Raw genomic sequence first — 21,396 nt, 5'->3', positions numbered from 1 at the left:
ATCCTTTAGGGCTGGCTTATGGTTTGTACAGTCCCCACGATTATCAAATTGCTCAGAGTCCCGCTTTCCAAGCGATCGCTAAACCAGCAAAAACCCCAGTAGGTATCGGTTAATGAGTAGCACATCCACCTCAAAAATAACTCAAGGGGATATCGATAAATTACTGGCACAAACGCAACAACTGCGCCAGGGGATTACTGCTGCACGGGAAAATATCGCTCCACTGGAAGCCAACCTCACGGAAACCTACAACGAATTTCAAGCTGTAGTCGGGACATTACGCCGTCACTCACTGCGCTTGCAAGCTGAAATCGCCTTACTTCGCAGTCAAATTCAACGGTTTAGCCAAGAGAAAGAGGATGTTTCGCAAGTAGAGGAAGAGGATGAATTTAGCGATTACCCCAATGAAACAATCATAGAATCAAGCCCACAAGACCCGGAAGCGGTTGACAAAGACATGCTACTGGAGCATATTTTCCGCATATTAAACCCCGATATCAATGATGCAGATGCCGAATTAGTGGGAAATCTCCAGGGAATATGTAGCGATCGCACTGCCAGTTTAGCGGATGTTTTGGAACAATTGCCTTGGGGTGTGGTGTGGACAACGCGCAGTTTGCAGGAGACTTTAAAAGACCAATACCATCGTTTGAATATTTGGCAGCAAGCTTTAAAACGGCAGCTAGAAAACTTACATCAAGCCAACAAACGTCTGCAAAAAGACCAGCGTTACACACTTTGGCAACAACGACAAAAGGGTGCAGAGAACTGGCATAATTTTCTCGATCGCTGTGTGGAACAGCAGCAAGACCAAAATTATGAATCAGAGGCTGAATTAGGCAGATTACGGGAGGATTGGCGACGCATCACCAACAGCAGCAACCTATGAGCAACCCAGACTACCAACTCGATTTACCTGTATTAGTAAGCGCTGAGAATTTACCCATCCTCGTCAGCGATAATGCACCCCAGGAAGAATTTCCCAAAGATAAAAAATATACCGAGTGGCGGAATATCGCCAGCCAGCGACATATCCGAGATTTAGCACTCAACCCCATCAACGGGGATTTATGGTTAGCCACGGGGGGAGGGGTGTTACGTTGGTTTGGTGGAAAAGACAGATTTACCCGCTATGCAAGCGAACATGGATTACCAGGGAACTCAGTTTGTACAGTTACAGTTGATGTTTCTGGTCAAGTTTGGGTAAGTAGTGAGCAATGGGCGAAATGCGCCACGGGGATTCTCCCCGGTGGTCACTTTCGCGGACTTTATTACCTCGAAAACGATATCTGGCAACCTTACCGTTATTTGGAAGAAGTAAAAATTAGCTGTTTAACAACCGATTCCACTGGTAAATTGTGGGTAGGAACGGATAGCGGAATTTATGCGATCGCTAACCGGGAAAGCAAACCTGTTTTAGAATTACCTCCTGCTGGCTTCCCACCAAGAGCAATGGTAATCAACAAGGATAATGACATTTGGCTGTGTAATGCCACAGGTGTTCATCATTACCAAAATTCCGCTTGGATACCCACTGCTAACGGCACGCAACCAGATATTCTCACCCTCTTACTGCAAGGAAATAACCTCTGGTTGGGTACATTCCGGGGATTGATACGGATTAATTTAACCACCAACATCCCTGACAAAATTGATAATATGCCCCCTGGGGAAGTAACAGCTATTTTTCCTTGTTCTCAAGGAGTTTGGGTAGCTTGTGGTGGACAAATAGGTTTAGTAACGGAAAATAGCTGGAAACCTTTAACAAACAAGCGATTCAATACCCCCATTACCAGCTTGGTTACAGCAAGTGACGAGGAAGTGTGGATTGGTACGCACGATGGATTATGGCGAGGCAGTAAAGAAAATATCCGCAGACATTTAACAGACACTCCCCCTGATGTAATTGGTTCTTCCCCAGAACGCTTTTTTTGTAATTTAGTGCAAGCCCTCTCGGTACAACGATTAGCAGACCGTTCGATATTATGGATTGGCACGGCACGGGGTTTATTTCGCTACAATTTAGCGATCGAAGATTGGCGGCGTAATTGTCGCTTTGATACCCAAGATATCCGCGCTATTACTAATATTCCAGAACAAGAAACAATTTGGGTTGCCAGTTGGAGTAAAGGTTTACAAGGCTTAAAACCGGAAAATCAACTGCAAGCAGCATCCGATATTCCCGAACCGATTTTAGCTTTTACAGTGGGAAGCGGTAATTACTGGGCTGTGGGGTTAGATGGTCTTTATAGATACAATGATTCTGCTTGGACAAGAGTAATTACTAATTTAAAACTACCCGTGAAGGGGTGGCTGCAAACCTTTTCCCAAGTAGTCGCAGACCATGCTTGGCTGGGTACTTCGGCGGGATTGTTGCTCTATAAAACCAATACTAAGGAATCGAGTCCAATTACTGGTAGTTTGGGTAGTGCGGATGTGCGTTTTTTACTAGCAATTAATCGAGGTGAGTCGGAATTGCTTTTTGTGGGAACAAATCAGGGATTATACGCGGGTAATTTAGATAAATGGGAATCTGTATCCGAGCTTGAGAATCGGCAAATCACAGCTTTGGTATGGGATTTTAATGATAATAGTTTATGGGTGGGGACAGATAGGGGGTTATTTCGTCTGCAATATCGGGATAATAGCTGGCAAGTGGTCAATGAGTTTAATATTCACAATAGTGGTTTGGGGGAAAATCGGGTGATTGCGATCGCTATGAGTGCAGGTGATTCTGGGGAAACTCAATTATGGGTAGGTACTGCTTGTGGTTTGAGTTGTTATCGCTATTAAATTTCCTTAAATTTATACTTCCCACGAGAAAAAAGAGCTAATTGTTAACCAGAGGGACTTTCAATTTTTTCCATTTCGCTCTTAAATCGAAATTTAGCTAAAATTACATTGGTATCTTGAAATTAATTCATAATTAAGCAAAAACGATTATGTCATCAGAAGCCATTTCCACTGTCATCAAAATGATGGAATCTTTACCGGAAGATGTACAAAATCAAATAGTACAACATCTTTACGAGTATATCCAAGATTTACAGGATGAAATAAAATGGGACAATTCATTTCAAAAAAGTCAAAATAAACTAGTAGCCGCAGCCCAAAAAGTAAAACAAGAAATTGCACGAGGACTTTCCCAGCCTATGGACTACGATAAACTATGAAATCTGCCACACTCCCTTCTTTTTGGGATGCTTATTTTACTCTCGATTCTCAAACTAAAAAAAGTGCAAAAAAAACTTATAAACTTTGGAGTGAAAATAGCTTTCATCCATCCATCCTTGTTATTAAGTTAAGGCTGTCAGTTGTATAAAATTACGAGTATAAATTAGGAGATTACTTGATATGGTTAATAAGGAATTACTAATTCAAGAAATAGAGTCTTTACCTTCAGAATTATTAAATGAAGCATTCGATTTTATTCGCTTCATCAAAATTAGTCATGCCAAACGCCAAATCACAGATGATTATAACTCAAGTTTAAAAACTAACGCTCAACAGCAAGCAGAAAAAACTCTTTATCCACTACATAATACCCAGCCATATCGTTATGAAAACCCAACAGAACCTGTTGCTTTGGAAGATTGGGAATTTTTGCAATGATTGTAATTGATACACATATTTGGGTGTGGTGGGTTCAGAACGATACAGCACGTCTGACAAAAAAATATCAGCAATGGCTACAAGAAAATGAGACTGATGGCATTGGTATTAGTATCGTTTCTTGCTGGGAAGTAGCGAAATTGGTCGAGAAAGGTAGACTGACTTTACCATTCGCGATCGCAGAATGGTTGGAAATTGCTTTGGCTTATCCTGGTGTCAGATTATTAGATTTATCTTTGCCAATAGTTGTTGATTCAACACAGTTAGCGGGATTTCACAGCGATCCTTTTGACCAGATTATTGTGGCTACGGCTAGATTTTATGATTCTGCTTTACTGACTGCCGATGGGAAAATTCTGGCTTATTCGGGGGTAAAGACACTAAAGTAACAATTTTTTTGGTAAAAAGTTGCTTTTCCAATGTTTGTCTGTCATTAATTCAAAAGGAGTATATATCAATTAGGGTATTTTTCAGATTAGAAAATCCCAAATCTGGAACCGATGATAGAGAACGTCGTCCAAGTAGCGGTGAATTTCAACCAGGAGAATTTACCAAACTATTTGAAGAGGTTTTAAATACAGTAGATTTAATTTTCCGCGATGGTATTGATTGGAAAGCTTTTGTTACTGCTTTCAAAAAGGTGCAAGTTCAAAATGAAGAGACAGAGTTAGCGATTCAAAGTATTGAAAACAAAGGTGATGGCGTAGTTGTTGTTAAAGTGGCTGTTCCCATTGATGCTAATAAAGAAAAGATTCACAGTGATTTTACACAAAATTATCAAGTTGCATTGCAAGCTGTAGAAGAAAAATATAAAGCCCTATTACAAGCTAAAGATGAGCAGATAGAAGAACATCGTCAAAAATATACAGATATGAAAGAGATTACAAGCTTATTAGGGAGTAAATCTATAAATGTTCAAGTTGAAGCCAAAGCAGAGAGTAAATCGATGACTAACAGCAATGATTCCAGCCGTAAAATTGAAATCGGTAGTGTCGGTGGAGATTTTAATGCTAGCGGACAAGCTTTAAATTTAGGTGATATTAGCGGTACAGTGACAAATACCATCAACGAATTACCCGCATCATCAGAACTAGAAAAACCGGGAATTAAGGAACTATTAACGCAATTACAAACAGCTATCGAAGCAGAGGAAAATCTAACACCAAAGAATAAAGAGAAAGCACTCAAACAAGTAAAAATCCTAGCAGAAGCATCCCAAAGTCCCAACAATGAAGAAAAACAGGATTTAGCCGACACAGCCATTACGATGTTAAAAGGCTTAATGTCCGGTTTACCAACTGCGGCTACTTTAGTTGAAGCTTGTAGTAATTTGTTACCAATGATTTCCAAAGTTCTAGGTATTGGCTAGATAAATACCCATAGCGATCGCAATCCAATATCCACCATCAAAACTGCGATCGCTAACCTTTTTTCCTATAAACATCCTTTCGATGCTTGCACTGTAAAATTTGTACGAGTTGATTTTCATCATCAACCTCGTAACGAACCCTATAATCACCAGCACGAATGCGATATTCGTTATCCGAACCTTTTAATTTGGCAACTCCATCAGGACGAGGTTCCAAAGCCAGATTTTGAATTTTCTCAAGCACGCGATCGCTAACATCATTATGGCAAATTATCAATTTGCTTTTGTACTGACTTGGAAATAACAACCGTGTAACTCATTATGCTGGGTTTGAACGGCGAGTAAGATATTCATCCATAGTCATAGACTCACCACGCGCATACTCAGCGCGAACGGTTTGAATTTCTTCCTGTGTCTCTATATCATCTTCGTATAGTGCTTCTTCAGCTTCAAAAATTTGTTGTTCAATCATTTCTTGAAGTTGGCGTTTTTCTTCTAAATCCAGGGAAGAAATTGCTTCTGCTAACGCTTCTAAAGAGAGTTGGAGTTGAACTATAGCTGGCATTTTTATCCTACACAGGTGTGTTATTTTTGCATTTCGACACCATTATGCCGATTTTACCATTTATATTTTTGGTGAGATGTAAACTTATTTTGTTTGGATCGTGTTTACCTATACACAGAGCAATTAACGTCAAATCAAATTGCACTACAATGAGATGATAGTTTCATTGGTGCGATGCTCTGAGGTATTAGTTATGCGATCGCCACTATAACGCAGATGTAAAATAACTTCTATATCGAGCTTCTTGAGAAAAGTCAAAAGTTTTCCCTCACTAAAGCGTTGAAATTCTCCCTTCATCAAATGAGATACTTCTGGTTGAGGAATACTAAAAAGTTCGCTAATTTCTCGCTGTTTGAGGTTACGTTGTTTTAAGATACGCAGCACCTGAATTCCAATTTTACCACGGGTGAAAAGCTCATCCGCATTCTCAATACCGAGGTCAGCGAATACATTACCACTGCTTTGTTCAAAAATAGGTTCTTGTGTCATGGTTGTTTTTCCCTTTCCTGCGCGTCTTTATAACGTTGTTTAATCAAGTCAACATCAGCTTGGGGAGTTTTAATTCCTCGCTTGGATTTTTTCTGGAATGCGTGTAAAACGTAGACTGTTTCACCTATTTTAACCGCGTAAATCGCTCTGTAGGTATCGCTATCGTAACGTTTGACGATTTCGTAGACTCCACTACCAACACCTTTAAAGGGTTTCGCTTCCATAGGTGTTTCTCCCGCTTGCACTAATTGCAGTACCCAACCGATTTTTGAACATCCTCCGGAAATTTCCGAATGTTTTTGCGAGAATCTCCTATCCAGACAAGAGGACGTAAAGTAATTTCTACGTTATCTTCTATTGTCACTCATTTTATATGAAATTTCCTATAAAATTAAGTTAAACACTGCCACAAAGCTATGTCACTACGTCAATTAGTCACCTTTTTAGCAGTAATTTCAACAAAGGGTTAGCTGATGAGTGAAGTAGATATCCTGGGGATTGATTTAGGGGCAACAAGCGATCGCACAGCACTCCCATAGGGAGTATCGCACTACAGCGAGATGATACTTTCCTTGGTGCGATGCTCTGAGGTATTAGTTACGCGATCGCAAAAACTCGCTTTTATTGTCGTCAAGAATCGGAATCACTAAACAATGCAGTTAAATCTCGATAACCGCTAATCACTCGAAAAATTTCAATATCTTGCCTTATGGGCATGTAAAGTATTAAATAATTATCTACAGACAGACTACGGATACCAGGTAATATCTCATCTCGTTGTCGTCCAAGGTTGGGAAACTGAGCGATTTTGACAAATTTTGCATCGAGTTTGCTCAAAAAAAGCTCAGATTCCACTAAGCCAGATTGTTTGGCAATGTAATCTGCAATCTCTTCAATGTCTTTAATAGCAGGTTCGGTAAGGCGAAATTCTCGATTCATACTTCGTCAGATGCACCGTATCGCTGACGCAAATTAATACGAATTTGAGTCATAGCAGTCAATCCATCAACAACCTTACCCTGCTGCGATGCTTCTAAGCCAATACGTGCTTCTTGTTGAAGCTCTTCCAATCGTCCTTGGTAAATATCTTCTTGCCGATCTAAAAGTTTTATTCCGGCAACAATAACTTCGATCGCATTTTGATATTTACCACTATTCAGTTGTCGTTGTAGCAGTGCTTCAACCTCTGGTGGCAAAGAGACTTGCATAAAATTTCCTCAAAGTAGGAGCTATTTTAATTGTAAGCGATGAGCTATTTGTCAAAGACAGGTGTTTTGTTTTCGCATTTTGACACCATTATGCTGATTTTACCATTTATATTTTTGTGAGATGTAAACTTATTTTGTTTGGTATCGTGTTTACCTATACACAAAGCAATTTAAAGTCAACTAGAAATAAAATGATTCTCCGCCAAATTTACTAGGTATTATTAATACAAGCGAAAATTCCAACAAAGGGCTAGTAGATGAGCGAAGTAGATATCCTGGGGATTGATTTAGGGACAACAAATTCTGCGATCGCACAGCACTCCCTATGGGAGTATCACACTACAGCGAGATGATACTTTCCTTGGTGCGATCGCAATCCAAGACTTCTCATCAAAACTGCGATCGCTATACATGAGATAAAATGAAGAGAGTCTAAATGAAAATAGTCTATTGAGGTATTAACTGCATAATGGGTACTTTGCCAGAAATCGAAGCTGCAATTCAACAACTACCCAATTCGGATATTCGTCAATTAGCTACATGGCTAGAAGAATATTTAGAACAAATGTGGGATCAGCAAATAGAAAATGACTTGACATCAGGAAAATTAGATCGACTAATCGCAAAAGCCGAGGCTGATATTGCAGAAAACCGGGTGCGAAATATAGATGAAATCCTTAACAACTCCTGATTTTTGGGAAGCTTATGCTCAACTACCAAAGGACATAAAAGCACAAGCAAAAAAAGCATATCAACTCTGGCAGGAAAATCAATCCCATCCATCTTTACATTTTAAGAAAGTTGGCAAAAATCTTTGGTCTGCTCGTGTAACTGGTGGATATCGTGCTTTAGCTCTAAAAAAGGGAGATGATTATTACTGGTTTTGGATCGGTACTCATGATGAGTATGATGCGTTGTTAAATTAACATCACAATTATTTTTTCCGGAATTTACTAGATATTATTAATACAAGCGAAAATTCCAATCAAAGGGCTAGTTGATGAGCGAAGTAGATATCCTGGGGATTGATTTAGGGACAACCAATTCAGCGATCGCAATCTGGGAACCAGAGACAGGACAAGCCAGAATATTGTCGAATTCGGAGGGCGAATCCATTACTCCCTCTGTAGTAATGTTCGATACCCAAACTAATCAACCCATTGTTGGTAAATCAGCCCTGAGTTTTGTTAACACCCATCCCGCTCAAGTTATCTACTCCGTGAAACGATTCATTGGCTGTACCTTTCGTGACGAGCGGTTACGGGACGACCAAATCCAAGTTACCTACACCATTGAGGAATTTCAGCAACGCAAAGTTGCCGTTCGGGTTGGTGAGCAAGTTTTTACACCGTCGCAAATTTCCGCGCAAGTTCTGCGTAAACTAAAAGAAGATGCGGAAGCGAATTTAGGTAAACCAATTTCCAAAGCTGTTATCACTGTCCCCGCTTATTTTAGCGAATCCCAACGTCAAGCCACGAAGGAAGCGGGAGAATTAGCTGGGTTGCGAGTTCCTCGGATTATTAACGAACCAACTGCTGCGGCTTTAGCTTTTGGCTTGGGTGCAGAACCTCAAACAGTGGCAGTATATGATTTGGGTGGTGGAACTTTCGATATTTCAATTTTGCGGATTGAACGGGGTTTATTTCGCGTCAAAGCTACTAATGGCGATACCCATTTGGGTGGTGATGATTTTGACATGGCAATTATAAATTGGATGCAGGAAGTATGTAAGCAGCGAGGTGTAGATTTGCCTGTTGCAGAAGATAATAATTTACGTTCCCAACTCCGTATAGCTGCCGAAGCAGCCAAAATTGCCCTTACCCAAGCCACAGAATATCAAATTTCGATTCCTGATATTTTGGAGGTAACTTTAACGCGATAAGCGGAGCTTAACGCCAAGGGCGTAACGCAACTAGAAAAACTGGTGCAACCATTCATCGATCGCACTTTGGAAATTTGCGATAAAACCATCGAAAAAGCCGGAATGAAACCCGCAGACATTGACCAAGTATTGTTAGTCGGGGGACAAACCAGATTACCAGCTATCAAAGCAGCACTGCAACAACGTTACGGTTGGAAAATTAATGACTCAGTAAACCCAGATGAAGCAGTAGCAAGAGGTGCATCTGTGTTGGGGGGAAGATTGTGCGGTTATTTGCGGGATGAGGTGAAATTGTGGGACGTGACACCTTTGTCCTTGGGAATCGAACTCGCCGAGGGTAAAATGGATGTGATTATCCCCAGTAACGAGCAAATACCCATTACAAAATGGCGCAAAGGTTCCCAAGCATTTACCACTCAACGCGATGGACAAGAAAGTATTCGTTTTCGCGTCTATCAAGGGGAACGACCAATTGCCACCGATAATGAATTTATTGGCGAAGTTATCCTGGATTTAGCAACAATTCGTCCTGCGGGAGAGGTACGGATTAATTGCATGTTCAAAATTGATTTGGATGGTATTCTCCATATTTTGGTGGAAGATAGCAGCACGGAGGGAGAACCTCTAGAAAAGACTTTTGACCGTTTTTACCGTTTGACTCCAGAAGAGGTTGAGGAGAAATTGCAGCAAGCAGACGCGCATCGAAATGAGGATGAAATTACCAGACGTGTCTTCCAGTTACAAGAAGAAATCAGCCGAATCCAAAGAGTAATTAATCCAGAGAAAACAAAGAATCATGTATTATTAGAAAAATTTGCCGAATTACAACTTGCTGTTAGCGATCGCAATGTTACCCAAGCTGAGGAACTACTTGCAGAACTGAAGGTAGATATTATTACAGCATCAACTTCGTAATTTGCTGAAAATATAGCGATACGCGCAACGTCAAGCCTCCGGTTTATCGCGTTGTCGAAAAATAAGCAACTCAGAACCCAGAATGATTAAAATATGACCCAAACAAATCGACACTGGACTTTAATGGTCTACATGGCAGGGGATAATGGTAAAATTTTTGACCAACTCCAAGGTAAAAAAACCCTGATGGCTCCAATGGAAGAGCAGGGATGGAATGATATTGAAGAAATGGAGGCTGTTGGTTCAACGGAAGAAGTGGCAGTTCTAGTACAGTTTGATACTCTCACAGACCGCGAACAAACTTATCGTATACATATCCCTGCTAAGGGCGAAAAACGAGAGATTCAAAATATTCCCGAACAAAACACCGGAAACCCCGACTCTCTAAGGGATTTTATCGTTTGGGGAGCCGAGAATTATCCCGCAGAAAACTACGCCGTAATACTGTGGAATCATGGTACAGGTTGGAAGGAAGATGATATTTATGCATTTGCCAGAAATCGTGGTGTTGAGATTAATGCAAGTCAGGATGAAGTGCGTTCTTTAACCCGAAATAATCGACGGTTATCCCATGCTTTTTTCCTGTCTTCAATTACGGAAGTATTGCAATTGGAGGATGAAGATTCCCGTGCGATCGCATTTGATGATTCATCCTTAGATTTCCTCGACAACGCCAAACTCCAGCAAGCTTTTCGGGAAGCTGAGGAGAAAACAGGTAAAAAAGTCGGCTTAATTGGGATGGATGCTTGTTTGATGAGTATGGTGGAAGTAGCTTATCAACTGCGAGCAAATGCTGATTATATGGTTGCATCCCAAGAGGTAGAACCACTGTCAGGTTATCCCTATACGGCAATTTTGGAGAATTTAACCGCGAACGCACAGATGACACCGGATGCGCTTGCAAAGTTAATTGTGCGGGAATACGGACGCTACTATGGGGGAGAATCACGAGGTAGCACGTCTCAAGTTACCCAATCAGCGACAAATTTAATGGTGGTTGAGAAACTGGCTGAGACTTTGGGAAAATTGGCGGATGTTTTGCAGCGATCGCTATCAGAAGAGGATATTTATACTGAGAATGCCCTGTATCATGCTCAACGTAAGGCAGTGCGTTTTGAAGATCGGGATTTTGTGGATTTATATGACTTTTTGAAGCTATTACGGGATAAATATGCTGGGGATAGTGATGAATTTATCCAGGTAATGGATGAGGTAATTGATTTGATAGTTATGGAAATTGAACCGCAGTTAATTTTAGCGAATGTGGGTTTAGGGAGATTTGAGCGGGTTAAGGGTTTGTCGATTTATTCGCCAGTGAGAGGTTATTCTCAGTTTTATGAGCGATCGCATTTTGCAAGTTGTGGGTGGGGTGAATTTTTACGGGTGTTGAATGATGTAAATTGAGGGTTGAGATGAAATATTTTGATGCGATCGCCTACTTGATAGCTTATTGTCTATGACCTCGGAATTCCCAATTTTCCTTGTTACTCAAAAAGCTTACGAAGAATCTTCTAATGAAACTTTAGGGAGCAAATATAAATTTTGGTTTCACCATGAAGAATTTGGTCGTTGTCTGTACAAACAAAGTCGGGAAAATTTGGGAGAAGATTGGGCTGAAAAAGTAGCATCCGAATTATGCAAGCTATTGGGACTTCCCCATGCTATTTATGAATTGGCTTCGACTTGGGAAGGTTCGCGTGGTGTAATCTCACCCAACTTTTTACCCCAAAGGGGAACACTTGTTCATGGAAACGAGCTTCTTTCCTCAATAGTGCAAAATTACCCCGCATTTGCAACTTACGGCGTTTCTCAACATACAATAGATGTAGTGTTGCAGGCGATCGCAAATAAATCTGTCAATTTACCCATTGATTGGACAGCACCTTCTGAGATAGAAACAGCAATAGATGTGTTCGTCGGCTATCTTCTGTTAGATGCATGGATTGGTAATGGAGACCGTCACCACGAAAATTGGGGAATCGTCCGAATTAAAGCAGCATCTACCTTGGAGGAAACAGAACACCTTGCACCTACCTACGACCATGCTTCAAGTTTGGGACGGGATCTTTCTGACGAACAAAGACAGAAACGTTCGGTTGAGGCTTATGCAAACAGATGTTCCTCAGCATTCTATGGCTGTGTTGATGATAGAAAAACTCTCAAAACTTTGGATGCGTTCTCACTCGTCGCTAATCGTTATCCAAAAGCAGCTTGTGTATGGTTGGCTCGACTTGAAAATATCACAGAAGTTAATATTTTAGATATTTTTAATCGTATTAACCCGACGCGCATCTCCCCCGACGCAAGTAATTTTGCTCGGTCTATTCTGAAAATCAACAAACACAAACTGCTTAACTTGAGGGAAACATTACTTTGAAAACAGCAACACCAACACTATTTTTAGCTTGGCAAGACCCGATTAGCCGTTATTGGTTTTCCATTGGTCGGTTAATTTTTGATGGGAGTGTATATAAATTTGTTTATACCCAAGGTGTAAAAGAGGCTGAAGAAAAATCCGCTTTTAAGCCTTTGTCTTCCTTTCCCCGCTTAGATGAAATTTATACATCAACCCAGTTGTTTCCCGTGTTTGCGAATCGGTTGATGTCGCGATCGCGTCCCGATTACCAACGTTTTATTGAGTGGCTTAATCTTGCCAATATTAACAATGACCCAATGACAATTTTAGCCCGCAGTGGTGGGGAGCGGGAAACAGATACGCTTGCCGTTTTTCCTTGTCCAGAAGTTGATGAACAAGGACAGTACCATCTTTACTTTTTCTCGCATGGATTGCGGCATTTACCCAGTAGTGCTGTTGAGCGGGTTAATCAACTTGAATCTGGGGAAAAATTATGGTTAGCTCATGAATTTCAAAATCCCTACGATTCCCATGCTTTAATTTTAAACACCGAAGACCATTATATTGTTGGTTACTGTCCGCGATATTTGCTTGTGGAAATTTTTGAGTTGCTTCGACACAATTCTAACTTAGATGTGCGGGTAGAACGTGTTAATCAACCTTCTACTCCACTTCAATTTCGACTATTGTGTAAAATGACTGTCGATGCGATCGATGATTGCCGCCTCTTTTCAGGTTCTCAATATCAGCCATTGGTTGCAGAGATTGCAGCTACGGCAAAATCTATTTGAAGAGTTATTCTATTCGAGACGGTAAAGGCGATCGCACTTTGCAAGTTGTGGGTGGGGAGAGTTTATCAGGGTTCTGAACAGCACAGAAAAATAGTCAAGCTATAATTGGGATACTAGACAAGCCGGATAGCGATAATAGCAATGGCAGAATTAACGATTCAAATATCTGATGAACTAGCTCAACGTTTACAACCTTTGCAAAATCGTTTACCCGAATTGCTGTGGAAATTGTTAGACGTTGCTAATTTACCAATAAATTCTCAGTCAAAAGTTAAAACAGAGACTACAGATATTCCCGCAGTTTATCAAGAAGTTTTGGATTTTTTAATCAAGCGTCCAACACCAGAAGAAATAATTGCTTTTAAAGTTTCTTCCCAAGCTCAAACGCGGTTGTCAGAATTATTAGAAAAAAACCGTTCCACAACACTTAGTTCGATGGAATTAGCTGAATTAGATATTTACGAGCAATTAGAACATATGATGATTTTATTAAAAGCAAGGGCTTTCAAGCGTGATTAAGAAACATGGCTTCTGATTATATTTCTGTAGAATTGCGTAAGCTTGTAGTGGATAGAGCTTCAAAACGCTGTGAATATTGTCTCATTCATCAGGATTTTTCTATTTATACCCACGAAGTAGACCATATTATTGCGGTAAAACATGGTGGTGAAACCAGTGATGATAATTTGGCACTTTCTTGTTTATCTTGTAACCGTCATAAAGGTTCTGATTTCGCTACGATAGACCAAATTACTAAAGAAATTGTTCCTTTGTTTAATCCCCGTCGTCAGGTTTGGGATGAACATTTTTCTCTTGAAAATGCGATAATAGAGGGAAAAACTCAAATGGGTCAAGGGACTGCAAAATTACTTCAGTTTAATGTTCCCAATCGTGTGCTTGAACGACAAGTGTTGGTGAGTCAAGGGCAATATCCATAGGTTTTAAGAAAGTGCATAGCTAATGATTCTTTCGCGCCTTAAAACAGCTTTGACTCTAGCTTCTAGTTCTTGAAGAGAAAATGGTATAGTTATATAATCATCAGCTCCCTTGGAAAAGCCACGAATTTTATCTGCTTCATCGGAAAGCTTGGTTAACATGATAACAAAAACACCATTACGACTCTGCATCTCTTGACAAAGATTGAACCCGGTTACGTCCGGTAAGTTCACATCTAGAATTACTAAGTCGGGGTCAAATTGTTCAAAAATAGATAGAGATGTTTTACCGTCTTCGGCTGCTTCAACTAGATATCCTTGCTTGTTAAGAAATCTTAGGATTAAATTACGAAGAGCAGGATCCTCGTGAACTACAAGAATTTTTGCGATTCTGGTTATATCAGTGAAAGTTGTAGGATCAACAAGCTTATAAGCTGTTAAAATATCTAAATTCACTCCAGCTATCTCTACCTGATATTGTTGTTTATTGAATAGTTCAAGTTGAATTTTTGCACAATTCAAGTCTCCGCAAATCAAGCTATTGAGTCCGTTAGCATAAATTAGTAATGGTTCAAATCCTCCCTCAACTAAAGGTTCCGCTAAAGTATCAACCAACGAAGCAAGACGCAATACCTCCCCCATATCCTCCTGCTGCACCTTTTCACTCAATCTCTGTGCCAACTCCCGCGCTGCCTCACCAGGCTTAGTATAAGCCAACGCTGTCCACTCCTGCGCCTCTCGCAAATCCTGCGTATCCGCGTCATCATCAGTCAATCGCTGCGCTACATAATCGAACAAAAACTCCCCCAATTCATCAAATCTTTCCTGCCCAAATTCCTCCTTCAATTCCCGCAACAACAAATTGCGATCGGCAATATCCATCTCATACATCTCATAACCCACTTGCCGACACAAGCGCGACAGCAACACATGAGCGATCGCAGTCCAAGGGGCTTCAGGGACAAAGTTTGCCCAAATTTGGTAGAGTAAATCGGGTGTCAGCACCAAAGGAAACGCCGCATGACGAGCCAAGTTGTGGTGTGCTTCCCCAAACTCCTGGGCAAACCCTTCAACCCTTCTTTGGGCGATTCGTATTTCCCGCTCTTTGTTTGTGGTAGGCATCAAATCACCTCAATTTACTCTCATCCGAAATTACATCCCAAATTAATTAAATATTATCCCGCAGCCAATTTCTAAAAGCTTGAATTGCTTGGGTTCTACCAGAAACTTGACTCTGCTGGACGTATTGATTTATTAACTCAATTATCGGGATACCTGGAAAAGTAGGACTAAAATTTGACTCTACATATTTCCCATTTTCTAAAACATTCATTTTTAACCCTTGTTTTCCATATCGCCATAGTTCTGGGACTCCCAAAATTTGATAATTATCTAACTGAGTGCGAGAAGTTAAATCAATCTCTATGGCTAAATCTGGGGGTGGGTCGATACTCAAATCGAGGCGATTTTTACCGATAACTGCTGCTTGATTTTGGATATAAAAACAGGCATCCGCTTCGACTCCTTGAACCATGCGATCGCTTTTCAAAGTGGTGGAACCCAACGACTCGAAAGCAATTTGTCGTGATTCCAATAAAATTTTCACCAAATCGCCAATAATTTCTTTGGCTTTTTCATGTTCGGGTAAGGGAACCATAATTTCTAAAAAACCATGACTATAGGAAATTCTGGCAGCGCGATGTTCTCCCAATTCCGCCAAAATATTTTCAAATTGTTGCCAGCTAACATCCTCCAGCAACAATTGCTGTCCCGGTTGAATCCTCAATTGTCTTAACTCTAATAGCATAAAGATTCATCCAATTCTTTTAGTACAATATATCGACCCCGTAACACGCTAATCGCTGCATTCATCCCCTGGAAACTCATTTCAAACATCGGTACAAAACGGGCAATTTCCCCAGCAGTAGTTTGCTGCCAACATTCACTCGGCATCGGGTTGAGCCAAGCGAAATAGCGTACAGACTGTTGTAACTCCTCAATCCATACCTTAGTATTATCAACCCGTTCCTGGTCAAAATTCCCCCGTGCGGCTCCGGCATCGCTAATAATTAATACCGCAGTTCGTTCGCCAATTTCCTCCAATATTTCCGAAATAGGCTTGGCATCAAGCATTGCCGGATGACGGTATAAGTATTCATCTGGGTAGTCATGAAAATAAAATACATTAGTTGTTCTCAACCGTCCTCCCCGTTCTGCCGTTTCCACCAACTGCCGCGATAAATCGTGAAATGGCACCATCGAGCCTTCTTGGTCAATTAGTAACACCAAATCGGTGCGATTTGTACGGGGTGGAATCATCACAGGTTGTAGTAAAATCCCCTCACGCCCAATTTTTGCCACCGTCGCTTCCATATCTAACTCTGTGGGTACTCCTTGACGCACTGGACGACGCAAATAACGCCAGCATTGCTTCATTTGTCGCCTGGTGACGGGGAAATATTCTGTTAACAGCATATATCGGGGGCGTTTCATTTCTCTGTCGCCGCGACTACTCCGCACAGCTTGGACTGCTTGCACGGGTTCGGGGATAATGCTGGGAGGTATCTCTAAATCGGGCAATGGCTCATCAAGTGGAGGTTCTTCGATTGTTGGTGTTTCGATCGGCGAAGATTCGTAATTTTCCGGTGTAGGTAAGTCGGAAATTAGACTTGAGGTGTCAGTGCTGGAAGGAGTTTCATTTAAAGATGCTGGTGAATTCTCTTGTGTTTCCAAATCGGAATTTATGGGAAGTGATTCGATTTGTTTCCACATCTCCCCAAACAACCGTCGAATTAGGCGATTTTCCTCCTCCGATTTTGCCCATAACATACTGCAAAGCTGCTCTAATTCCTCACAGTTACTAATTCCAAACCCTGCTTCCAAACTACGCACAACCACCAAATATTCTTCAACCCCCAATGGTAAACCATGACGTTGACGGAGGCTGTTAAATATATCTAGCAGTGGTAGTTGGTCTAGGTTCATATTAAGTTAGTTTCGTTTTCTTTCATGCCCGCCAGAAAATGAATTCCCTGGCTAATAGCTAAAGTCATCTAAAGATGACTGAGTAAATATTTCAACCTGTTAAAACAGGTTTGAGCTTTGAGTCGTGAAATTGATTTCACGGCTGTTGTAAATATCGCAAATGGTCTTCCCACTTCTTTAACAACACTTCGGGAAAAGGTATTTCTCCCTCCATCTGCTTTAACACCTCATCATTGGGAAATTGCCGCAACACTGCAAACCAATCCAACAACTCACTGGTGCTAACTTTTTTACCTGCTTTCCCCTTCTCCATTTTCTGCCGCAATTCGCTAAAACGTTTCACCGCAGCTTCCACTAAATTGGGGTCAGATTTTGGAAAGTGGGATTGAACAATATTAGCTAATTGTGGATACGGAAATTGAATATAATAAAACAAACAACGCCGCAAAAAAGCATCGGGTAAATCCTTTTCGTCGTTGCTGGTGACAATGACAATAGGTGGATAATTTGCTTTGACTTCTTCCCCCTTTTCTTCAATCGTAAACTGCTGCTCATCTAACTCTCGCAATAGATCGTTGGGGAAGTCAATATCTGCTTTATCAATCTCATCAATTAAAACCACAGTGCGTTGTGGATTTGTAAAAGCCCGTCCCAATGGTCCCAATTTAATATAATTTTCTAAATTCCCAACCTTGGAATTGCTTGCTTTTCCCACGCGGGAAAGTTGAGCATCATGCAAACGTCCTACTGCATCGTAGGTGTAGAGTCCATCCCTCGCCCTGGTTGTAGACTTAATATACCAAGCTTCGTAGGGTAAACCCAACTCGTGTGCGATCGCCTGTGCTAATGTTGTCTTTCCACATCCCGGTTCCCCTTTGAGCAACAAGGGACGCTTTTCTAGGAAAATAGCGAGATTAACGGCTTTGATGAGTTCGGTTGATGGTAGGTAAGGGGAAAGTCCGTGTTCTCGGCAATTCTGGGGTGAGATAGGCTTACCACTATAATATTGCTTACCATTGGCGGTGAGTACGCTTGCTAAATCAGCCATTTCGCCAATCCTCCTTCCCAACTATGACCGCAAAAATCACAAATTTCTTCATAAACAAACTCAGGAATCCCGTTTTCCGACTTTTCTAATAATATTTGGGAAGTTAAATCAACATGCATTTGCAGTTTTGGTATTGTCGCCACCCGATCAATTAACTCATCCAACACATCTAATGTAAATGGGCTAATGGGTGGTAAGTGAAGAGGCATGAGAGGATAATTTGGTTCATCATATTTCTGTGCTAGCAAAATATCCGATTTGCAAACGCTGCCATTATTATCTACCAGAAACATTAACAGGTGTGTATCCCTTTGGTTTGATGGACAATGTTCCTCTACCCTAGCTACAAGCGGTTGCCAAAATTCCTGAAGCCACCCAGATAATACCCTTGGCTGCATATCGTTTACCCTGTCGAAAATAAAAATTACATCTTTAGTTAACAGGCGATCGCACACCCGTTCTATAATTTGATGGGATTGGGCATCTTTGGGTAAACCAAACCAAGAAGTAAGTTGTTGCCATAAATACGGCAGACGACCACCTACAGACCTTTGTCCGACATCAACTTTAATGGGTGATATATTTTTCCACTTGGGTTTGAGGTGAGATAAACGAGTCATCAAAAGTTGCTGTCCACAATATTGCTCCCCGTGAATCAAAAAAGCTGCGGTTTGGTGTTTTTGGATAACTTCCTTGACAACAGGCACTTGATGCTTAAAGTCAGCATTGAGTATTTCGTGAAAAAGTAACCGAAATTGGATGTTGACAGCATCTTCATTTTGTGGTTCTGATGCGGGTTTTGCTTTTCCTTGCACAAGTTTAATGGCTTCCCCGTGGTTGGTAATCAGGGGAGACTGGGGAATTTTGAATACATCATAATGTTGTTGTAGCTTTTCACGAATAGATACTGTTAACTTTTCTCCAGTAACCCACTCAAACTCAGGAACTATATCCGGGTTAAGTCCCGCTAAAATAGCACCTGTCAGTACCCCATGCTTTCCATCTAGCTGCTGATAGGCTACTTCATAGTCGCGGGATGCAGCAATAAAAGAGCGATCGCATCCCGAACTTTGCTTTTCCAGTTCCGTATCTTTGAAATTGAGCAATTCTCCAGCAAAACAACAATCTAACCAAATAATCTGCTGTTTAACTTGACTTTGGTGCAATATATCCCATAAATCTCGTAGTGAAAAACCCCACATCTTACCTGGATTAACATCGCTAGCTCCTAAAAAGCCCTGTGTTAAATTTTGCCTTAATTGCTTTCGTAGTCCATGTCCCGCAAAAAATAGTAATGCTGTTTCTGGGGATTTTCCTGTTTCTGGGAGGAATAAATCGAGGATGACTTTTTCCAATTCCTCGGTTTTGAAGGGTTTATCTGGGTCAACTTGTGATTTATCATCGATTATGCTAGCTGGGAAGCGTTTGACTCGGAAGTTATTTTGGGCTTCTAGGAGTTGTGCGATCGCTTCTGCGTCAGATGCGGGGGTGCTGAGATGCTTAAAGTTACCCGTCGAGTCTTTGAGGAAAGGGTATTTGTTAATTCCGACTACTAAAGCATCTCGACTCATGTGGACAATGTAAATTAAGTGTTTTTACTTAAAGATAGATTATAACTGCAAAATGGTGGTATTAGTTTTCTAAACGCAAATTGACAGCAAGCTTCAGTAATTTTTAATTAGTAGGACGTACAACGCGAATTAACTTACCTGTCAATGGTTCTTCTGGATTAATTGCTTCACTAATTCGAGTTGCCATTCGAGACCTATCAGTATCATTTGTACAAACAATAATACCTAAATGTTCGGGTGAACTTCTATGCAGTTTGATAAAATCTTGACGATTTAGTGTGATGACAGTTCGATTATCGCTAATTGCAAAGGCTAACACTTCGTCATCCGGAATACCTAAATTTGCCTTACCAGCTTCCTGTACAGTTAAAACATCATGTCCCATTGTTCGCAACAGTTCACTAACTTTCCGTGGAAACATTTCATCCGCATATAAACGCGCCATAATTTAAGCAGCCTCATTAGCACGAATAGCAGCTTCAATTTCTTCAGGATAAGCATCTGCATATATCCAAGCATTAACTAAATCGGCTGCGCTAATATGAGGGTAATCTTGCAAAAGTTGAACTTCTGTAATTCCCAGATGACGTGCTTCCACTAATAGCCAAATTGCAATCCGAGTTCCAGCAATGCAAGCTTCTCCACCACAAACACCAGGTGTTTTAGTGATACCTTTTGCACCAATGTTGATGGTTTGAGTTAGGCTTTGGAGAATTGCGGCTTTTTCTGTTGGAAGTAGTGCTAGGATTTGATTTTTCAGTTCTTGGAGAGTCATAGAGTAACTAGCTCAATTTGTGTTGTACTTATTTAATTGTAGCGGTGGGGGTTTTAAGTATCGCTTCTGCGTCAGATGCGGGGGTGCTGAGATGCTTAAAGTTACCTATTGAGTCTTTGAGGAAAGGGTATTTGTTAATTCCGACTACTAAAGCATCTCGGCTCATGGGCAGTGTGAGTTAAGTGTTTTTACTTAGATATTGATTATAGCCACAATTGTGTAAGAACTTCCAACGTAAATGCGACAAAACGAGGAAGATTTCTTTAAGAAGTACAATTTTTTTTGACACACAAAGCTATATACTAGTTGCAAAATATTCTATTTTTTTAGCTTCACTAAAATTTAATCATCAATTTCTTCCAAAAATTTTCTCAAAGATTCATTTGACTCTTTTATATTTTTGGATAGAGACTGATAAAATTTATGTGAAGGAGTTCCTCTGATAAATTGTTCTGCAATATTAGCAACTTTGATGTGTAAAGCAATATCTCCATTTTCGTAGGAATTTTCTCCTAAAATACCTGAATATTCACTCATTGAAAAACTTTCTTGTAAATCGTAGCATATAGTTTCGTAACAAGCATCACCAAACTCATCAGCTTTTTCAAGCAGATTGCTAACAAATTTTAAGTGGTTAATAACAAATGATTTTGGCGCATTACGCAGCAAGTAACTAGCTGCTTGCAGCCGTTCTGTTTCTTGTGAATTAATCCATTCATCAAGCACATTAAGGCTTGTGGAAGAAAAATTAAATGATATTAGTTTAAATAATTCCGGTATTAAAAAATCGCGATTTAATGGATTTATAACATAATCGAGAATATCTCGTATTATATCTTTGTATTCCTCACTTTCTGCCAGAGGATCTAGTTTTAGTGAAAACTCAGTATATGGA

General features: G+C 40.6%; 25 protein-coding genes and 3 pseudogenes. 14 read left to right on the top strand and 14 right to left on the bottom strand.

Features of this window, described 5'->3' with window-relative positions:
* The first annotated feature begins 112 nt into the window (after positions 1-112).
* The 6 genes and pseudogenes from CK510_RS08220 to CK510_RS33305 form a co-directional block, all read left to right on the top strand.
* A complete protein-coding gene (locus CK510_RS08220; RefSeq protein ID WP_095721239.1) occupies positions 113-889 on the top strand; it encodes a hypothetical protein in 777 nt (258 codons plus the stop codon).
* Positions 886-2,793, top strand: coding sequence for a ligand-binding sensor domain-containing protein (locus CK510_RS08215; protein ID WP_095721238.1), 1,908 nt, complete (start codon positions 886-888; stop codon positions 2,791-2,793). Before CK510_RS08220 ends, CK510_RS08215 begins: the two co-directional genes overlap by 4 nt.
* A gap of 149 nt (positions 2,794-2,942) precedes the next feature.
* Complete coding sequence (locus CK510_RS08210) at positions 2,943-3,173, top strand: hypothetical protein (protein ID WP_095721237.1); 231 nt, start codon at positions 2,943-2,945, stop codon at positions 3,171-3,173.
* A gap of 181 nt (positions 3,174-3,354) precedes the next feature.
* Positions 3,355-3,612 (top strand): hypothetical protein, encoded by a 258-nt coding sequence (locus tag CK510_RS08205; RefSeq protein ID WP_095721236.1) that lies wholly within the window; start codon positions 3,355-3,357, stop codon positions 3,610-3,612.
* Positions 3,609-4,001, top strand: coding sequence for a type II toxin-antitoxin system VapC family toxin (locus tag CK510_RS08200; RefSeq protein ID WP_095721235.1), 393 nt, complete (start codon positions 3,609-3,611; stop codon positions 3,999-4,001). Before CK510_RS08205 ends, CK510_RS08200 begins: the two co-directional genes overlap by 4 nt.
* Before the next feature lie 80 nt (positions 4,002-4,081).
* Positions 4,082-4,981, top strand: a pseudogene (locus tag CK510_RS33305) (pentapeptide repeat-containing protein); the annotation flags it as partial.
* 52 nt (positions 4,982-5,033) lie between these two features.
* Here CK510_RS33305 and CK510_RS08190 read toward each other — a convergent pair.
* The 6 genes from CK510_RS08190 to CK510_RS08165 all read right to left on the bottom strand — a co-directional run bounded on the left by CK510_RS08190 (position 5,034) and on the right by CK510_RS08165 (position 7,243).
* A complete protein-coding gene (locus CK510_RS08190) occupies positions 5,034-5,258 on the bottom strand; it encodes a type II toxin-antitoxin system RelE family toxin (RefSeq protein WP_342745946.1) in 225 nt (74 codons plus the stop codon).
* 42 nt (positions 5,259-5,300) lie between these two features.
* Entirely contained in the window at positions 5,301-5,546 is a 246-nt protein-coding gene (locus CK510_RS08185; RefSeq protein WP_095721234.1) for a hypothetical protein, read from the bottom strand.
* Between the two features lie 144 nt (positions 5,547-5,690).
* A complete protein-coding gene (locus tag CK510_RS08180) occupies positions 5,691-6,035 on the bottom strand; it encodes a helix-turn-helix domain-containing protein (RefSeq protein ID WP_095721233.1) in 345 nt (114 codons plus the stop codon).
* Positions 6,032-6,259: a type II toxin-antitoxin system RelE/ParE family toxin gene (locus CK510_RS34585; RefSeq protein WP_245911941.1), complete on the bottom strand. Its 228-nt coding sequence runs from the start codon at positions 6,257-6,259 to the stop codon at positions 6,032-6,034. The genes CK510_RS08180 and CK510_RS34585 overlap by 4 nt, the downstream gene beginning before the upstream one ends.
* 406 nt (positions 6,260-6,665) lie before the next feature.
* Complete coding sequence (locus tag CK510_RS08170) at positions 6,666-6,974, bottom strand: type II toxin-antitoxin system RelE/ParE family toxin (protein WP_095721232.1); 309 nt, start codon at positions 6,972-6,974, stop codon at positions 6,666-6,668.
* A complete protein-coding gene (locus tag CK510_RS08165; RefSeq protein WP_095721231.1) occupies positions 6,971-7,243 on the bottom strand; it encodes a ribbon-helix-helix domain-containing protein in 273 nt (90 codons plus the stop codon). Before CK510_RS08165 ends, CK510_RS08170 begins: the two co-directional genes overlap by 4 nt.
* Before the next feature lie 469 nt (positions 7,244-7,712).
* Between CK510_RS08165 and CK510_RS08160 the strand changes: the two genes are divergently transcribed.
* The 8 genes and pseudogenes from CK510_RS08160 to CK510_RS08125 all read left to right on the top strand — a co-directional run bounded on the left by CK510_RS08160 (position 7,713) and on the right by CK510_RS08125 (position 14,125).
* Positions 7,713-7,934, top strand: coding sequence for a hypothetical protein (locus CK510_RS08160; RefSeq protein WP_095721230.1), 222 nt, complete (start codon positions 7,713-7,715; stop codon positions 7,932-7,934).
* Positions 7,912-8,169: a type II toxin-antitoxin system RelE family toxin gene (locus tag CK510_RS08155; protein ID WP_095721229.1), complete on the top strand. Its 258-nt coding sequence runs from the start codon at positions 7,912-7,914 to the stop codon at positions 8,167-8,169. The genes CK510_RS08160 and CK510_RS08155 overlap by 23 nt, the downstream gene beginning before the upstream one ends.
* Positions 8,170-8,243: 74 nt before the next feature.
* A pseudogene (locus CK510_RS08150) lies at positions 8,244-10,040 on the top strand (Hsp70 family protein).
* Between the two features lie 93 nt (positions 10,041-10,133).
* The gene (locus CK510_RS08145; protein ID WP_095721228.1) at positions 10,134-11,444 is read left to right on the top strand and encodes a clostripain-related cysteine peptidase; all 1,311 of its coding nucleotides are present in this window, start codon (positions 10,134-10,136) and stop codon (positions 11,442-11,444) included.
* Between the two features lie 52 nt (positions 11,445-11,496).
* Positions 11,497-12,417 carry a HipA domain-containing protein gene (locus CK510_RS08140; RefSeq protein WP_095721227.1) on the top strand — a complete coding sequence of 307 codons (921 nt, stop codon included), beginning with the start codon at positions 11,497-11,499 and terminating at the stop codon, positions 12,415-12,417.
* Positions 12,414-13,187, top strand: coding sequence for an HIRAN domain-containing protein (locus tag CK510_RS08135; RefSeq protein WP_095721226.1), 774 nt, complete (start codon positions 12,414-12,416; stop codon positions 13,185-13,187). The genes CK510_RS08140 and CK510_RS08135 overlap by 4 nt, the downstream gene beginning before the upstream one ends.
* Positions 13,188-13,328: 141 nt before the next feature.
* Positions 13,329-13,706 (top strand): hypothetical protein, encoded by a 378-nt coding sequence (locus CK510_RS08130; protein WP_095721225.1) that lies wholly within the window; start codon positions 13,329-13,331, stop codon positions 13,704-13,706.
* A 5-nt stretch (positions 13,707-13,711) separates the two neighbouring features.
* Entirely contained in the window at positions 13,712-14,125 is a 414-nt protein-coding gene (locus CK510_RS08125) for an HNH endonuclease (RefSeq protein ID WP_095721224.1), read from the top strand.
* Positions 14,126-14,137: 12 nt separating this feature from the next.
* Here the strand turns inward: CK510_RS08125 and CK510_RS33295 are convergent.
* From CK510_RS33295 to CK510_RS31595, 8 genes and pseudogenes are all read right to left on the bottom strand, one after another.
* A pseudogene (locus CK510_RS33295) lies at positions 14,138-14,521 on the bottom strand (response regulator transcription factor); the annotation flags it as partial.
* Positions 14,522-15,290: 769 nt separating this feature from the next.
* Positions 15,291-15,929: a Uma2 family endonuclease gene (locus CK510_RS08115; protein ID WP_095721223.1), complete on the bottom strand. Its 639-nt coding sequence runs from the start codon at positions 15,927-15,929 to the stop codon at positions 15,291-15,293.
* Positions 15,920-17,107, bottom strand: coding sequence for a hypothetical protein (locus tag CK510_RS08110; protein ID WP_095721222.1), 1,188 nt, complete (start codon positions 17,105-17,107; stop codon positions 15,920-15,922). Before CK510_RS08110 ends, CK510_RS08115 begins: the two co-directional genes overlap by 10 nt.
* A 136-nt stretch (positions 17,108-17,243) precedes the next feature.
* Positions 17,244-18,155, bottom strand: a complete 912-nt coding sequence (locus CK510_RS08105; protein WP_095721221.1) for an AAA family ATPase — start codon at positions 18,153-18,155, stop codon at positions 17,244-17,246.
* Entirely contained in the window at positions 18,143-19,726 is a 1,584-nt protein-coding gene (locus CK510_RS08100; RefSeq protein WP_095721220.1) for a caspase family protein, read from the bottom strand. The genes CK510_RS08105 and CK510_RS08100 overlap by 13 nt, the downstream gene beginning before the upstream one ends.
* 103 nt (positions 19,727-19,829) lie before the next feature.
* Complete coding sequence (locus tag CK510_RS08095) at positions 19,830-20,171, bottom strand: DUF5615 family PIN-like protein (protein ID WP_095721219.1); 342 nt, start codon at positions 20,169-20,171, stop codon at positions 19,830-19,832.
* A 3-nt stretch (positions 20,172-20,174) separates the two neighbouring features.
* Positions 20,175-20,501 carry a DUF433 domain-containing protein gene (locus tag CK510_RS08090; protein ID WP_095721218.1) on the bottom strand — a complete coding sequence of 109 codons (327 nt, stop codon included), beginning with the start codon at positions 20,499-20,501 and terminating at the stop codon, positions 20,175-20,177.
* Between the two features lie 342 nt (positions 20,502-20,843).
* On the bottom strand, positions 20,844-21,396 hold a 553-nt coding region (locus CK510_RS31595; RefSeq protein ID WP_158224859.1), incomplete at its 5' end, for a hypothetical protein.

The organism is Brunnivagina elsteri CCALA 953, from assembly GCF_002289455.1.
In the GTDB taxonomy this organism is placed as follows: domain Bacteria; phylum Cyanobacteriota; class Cyanobacteriia; order Cyanobacteriales; family Nostocaceae; genus Brunnivagina; species Brunnivagina elsteri.
The sequence above is the reverse complement of the archived record's forward strand: the minus strand, read 5'-3'. Positions and strand labels throughout refer to the sequence as shown.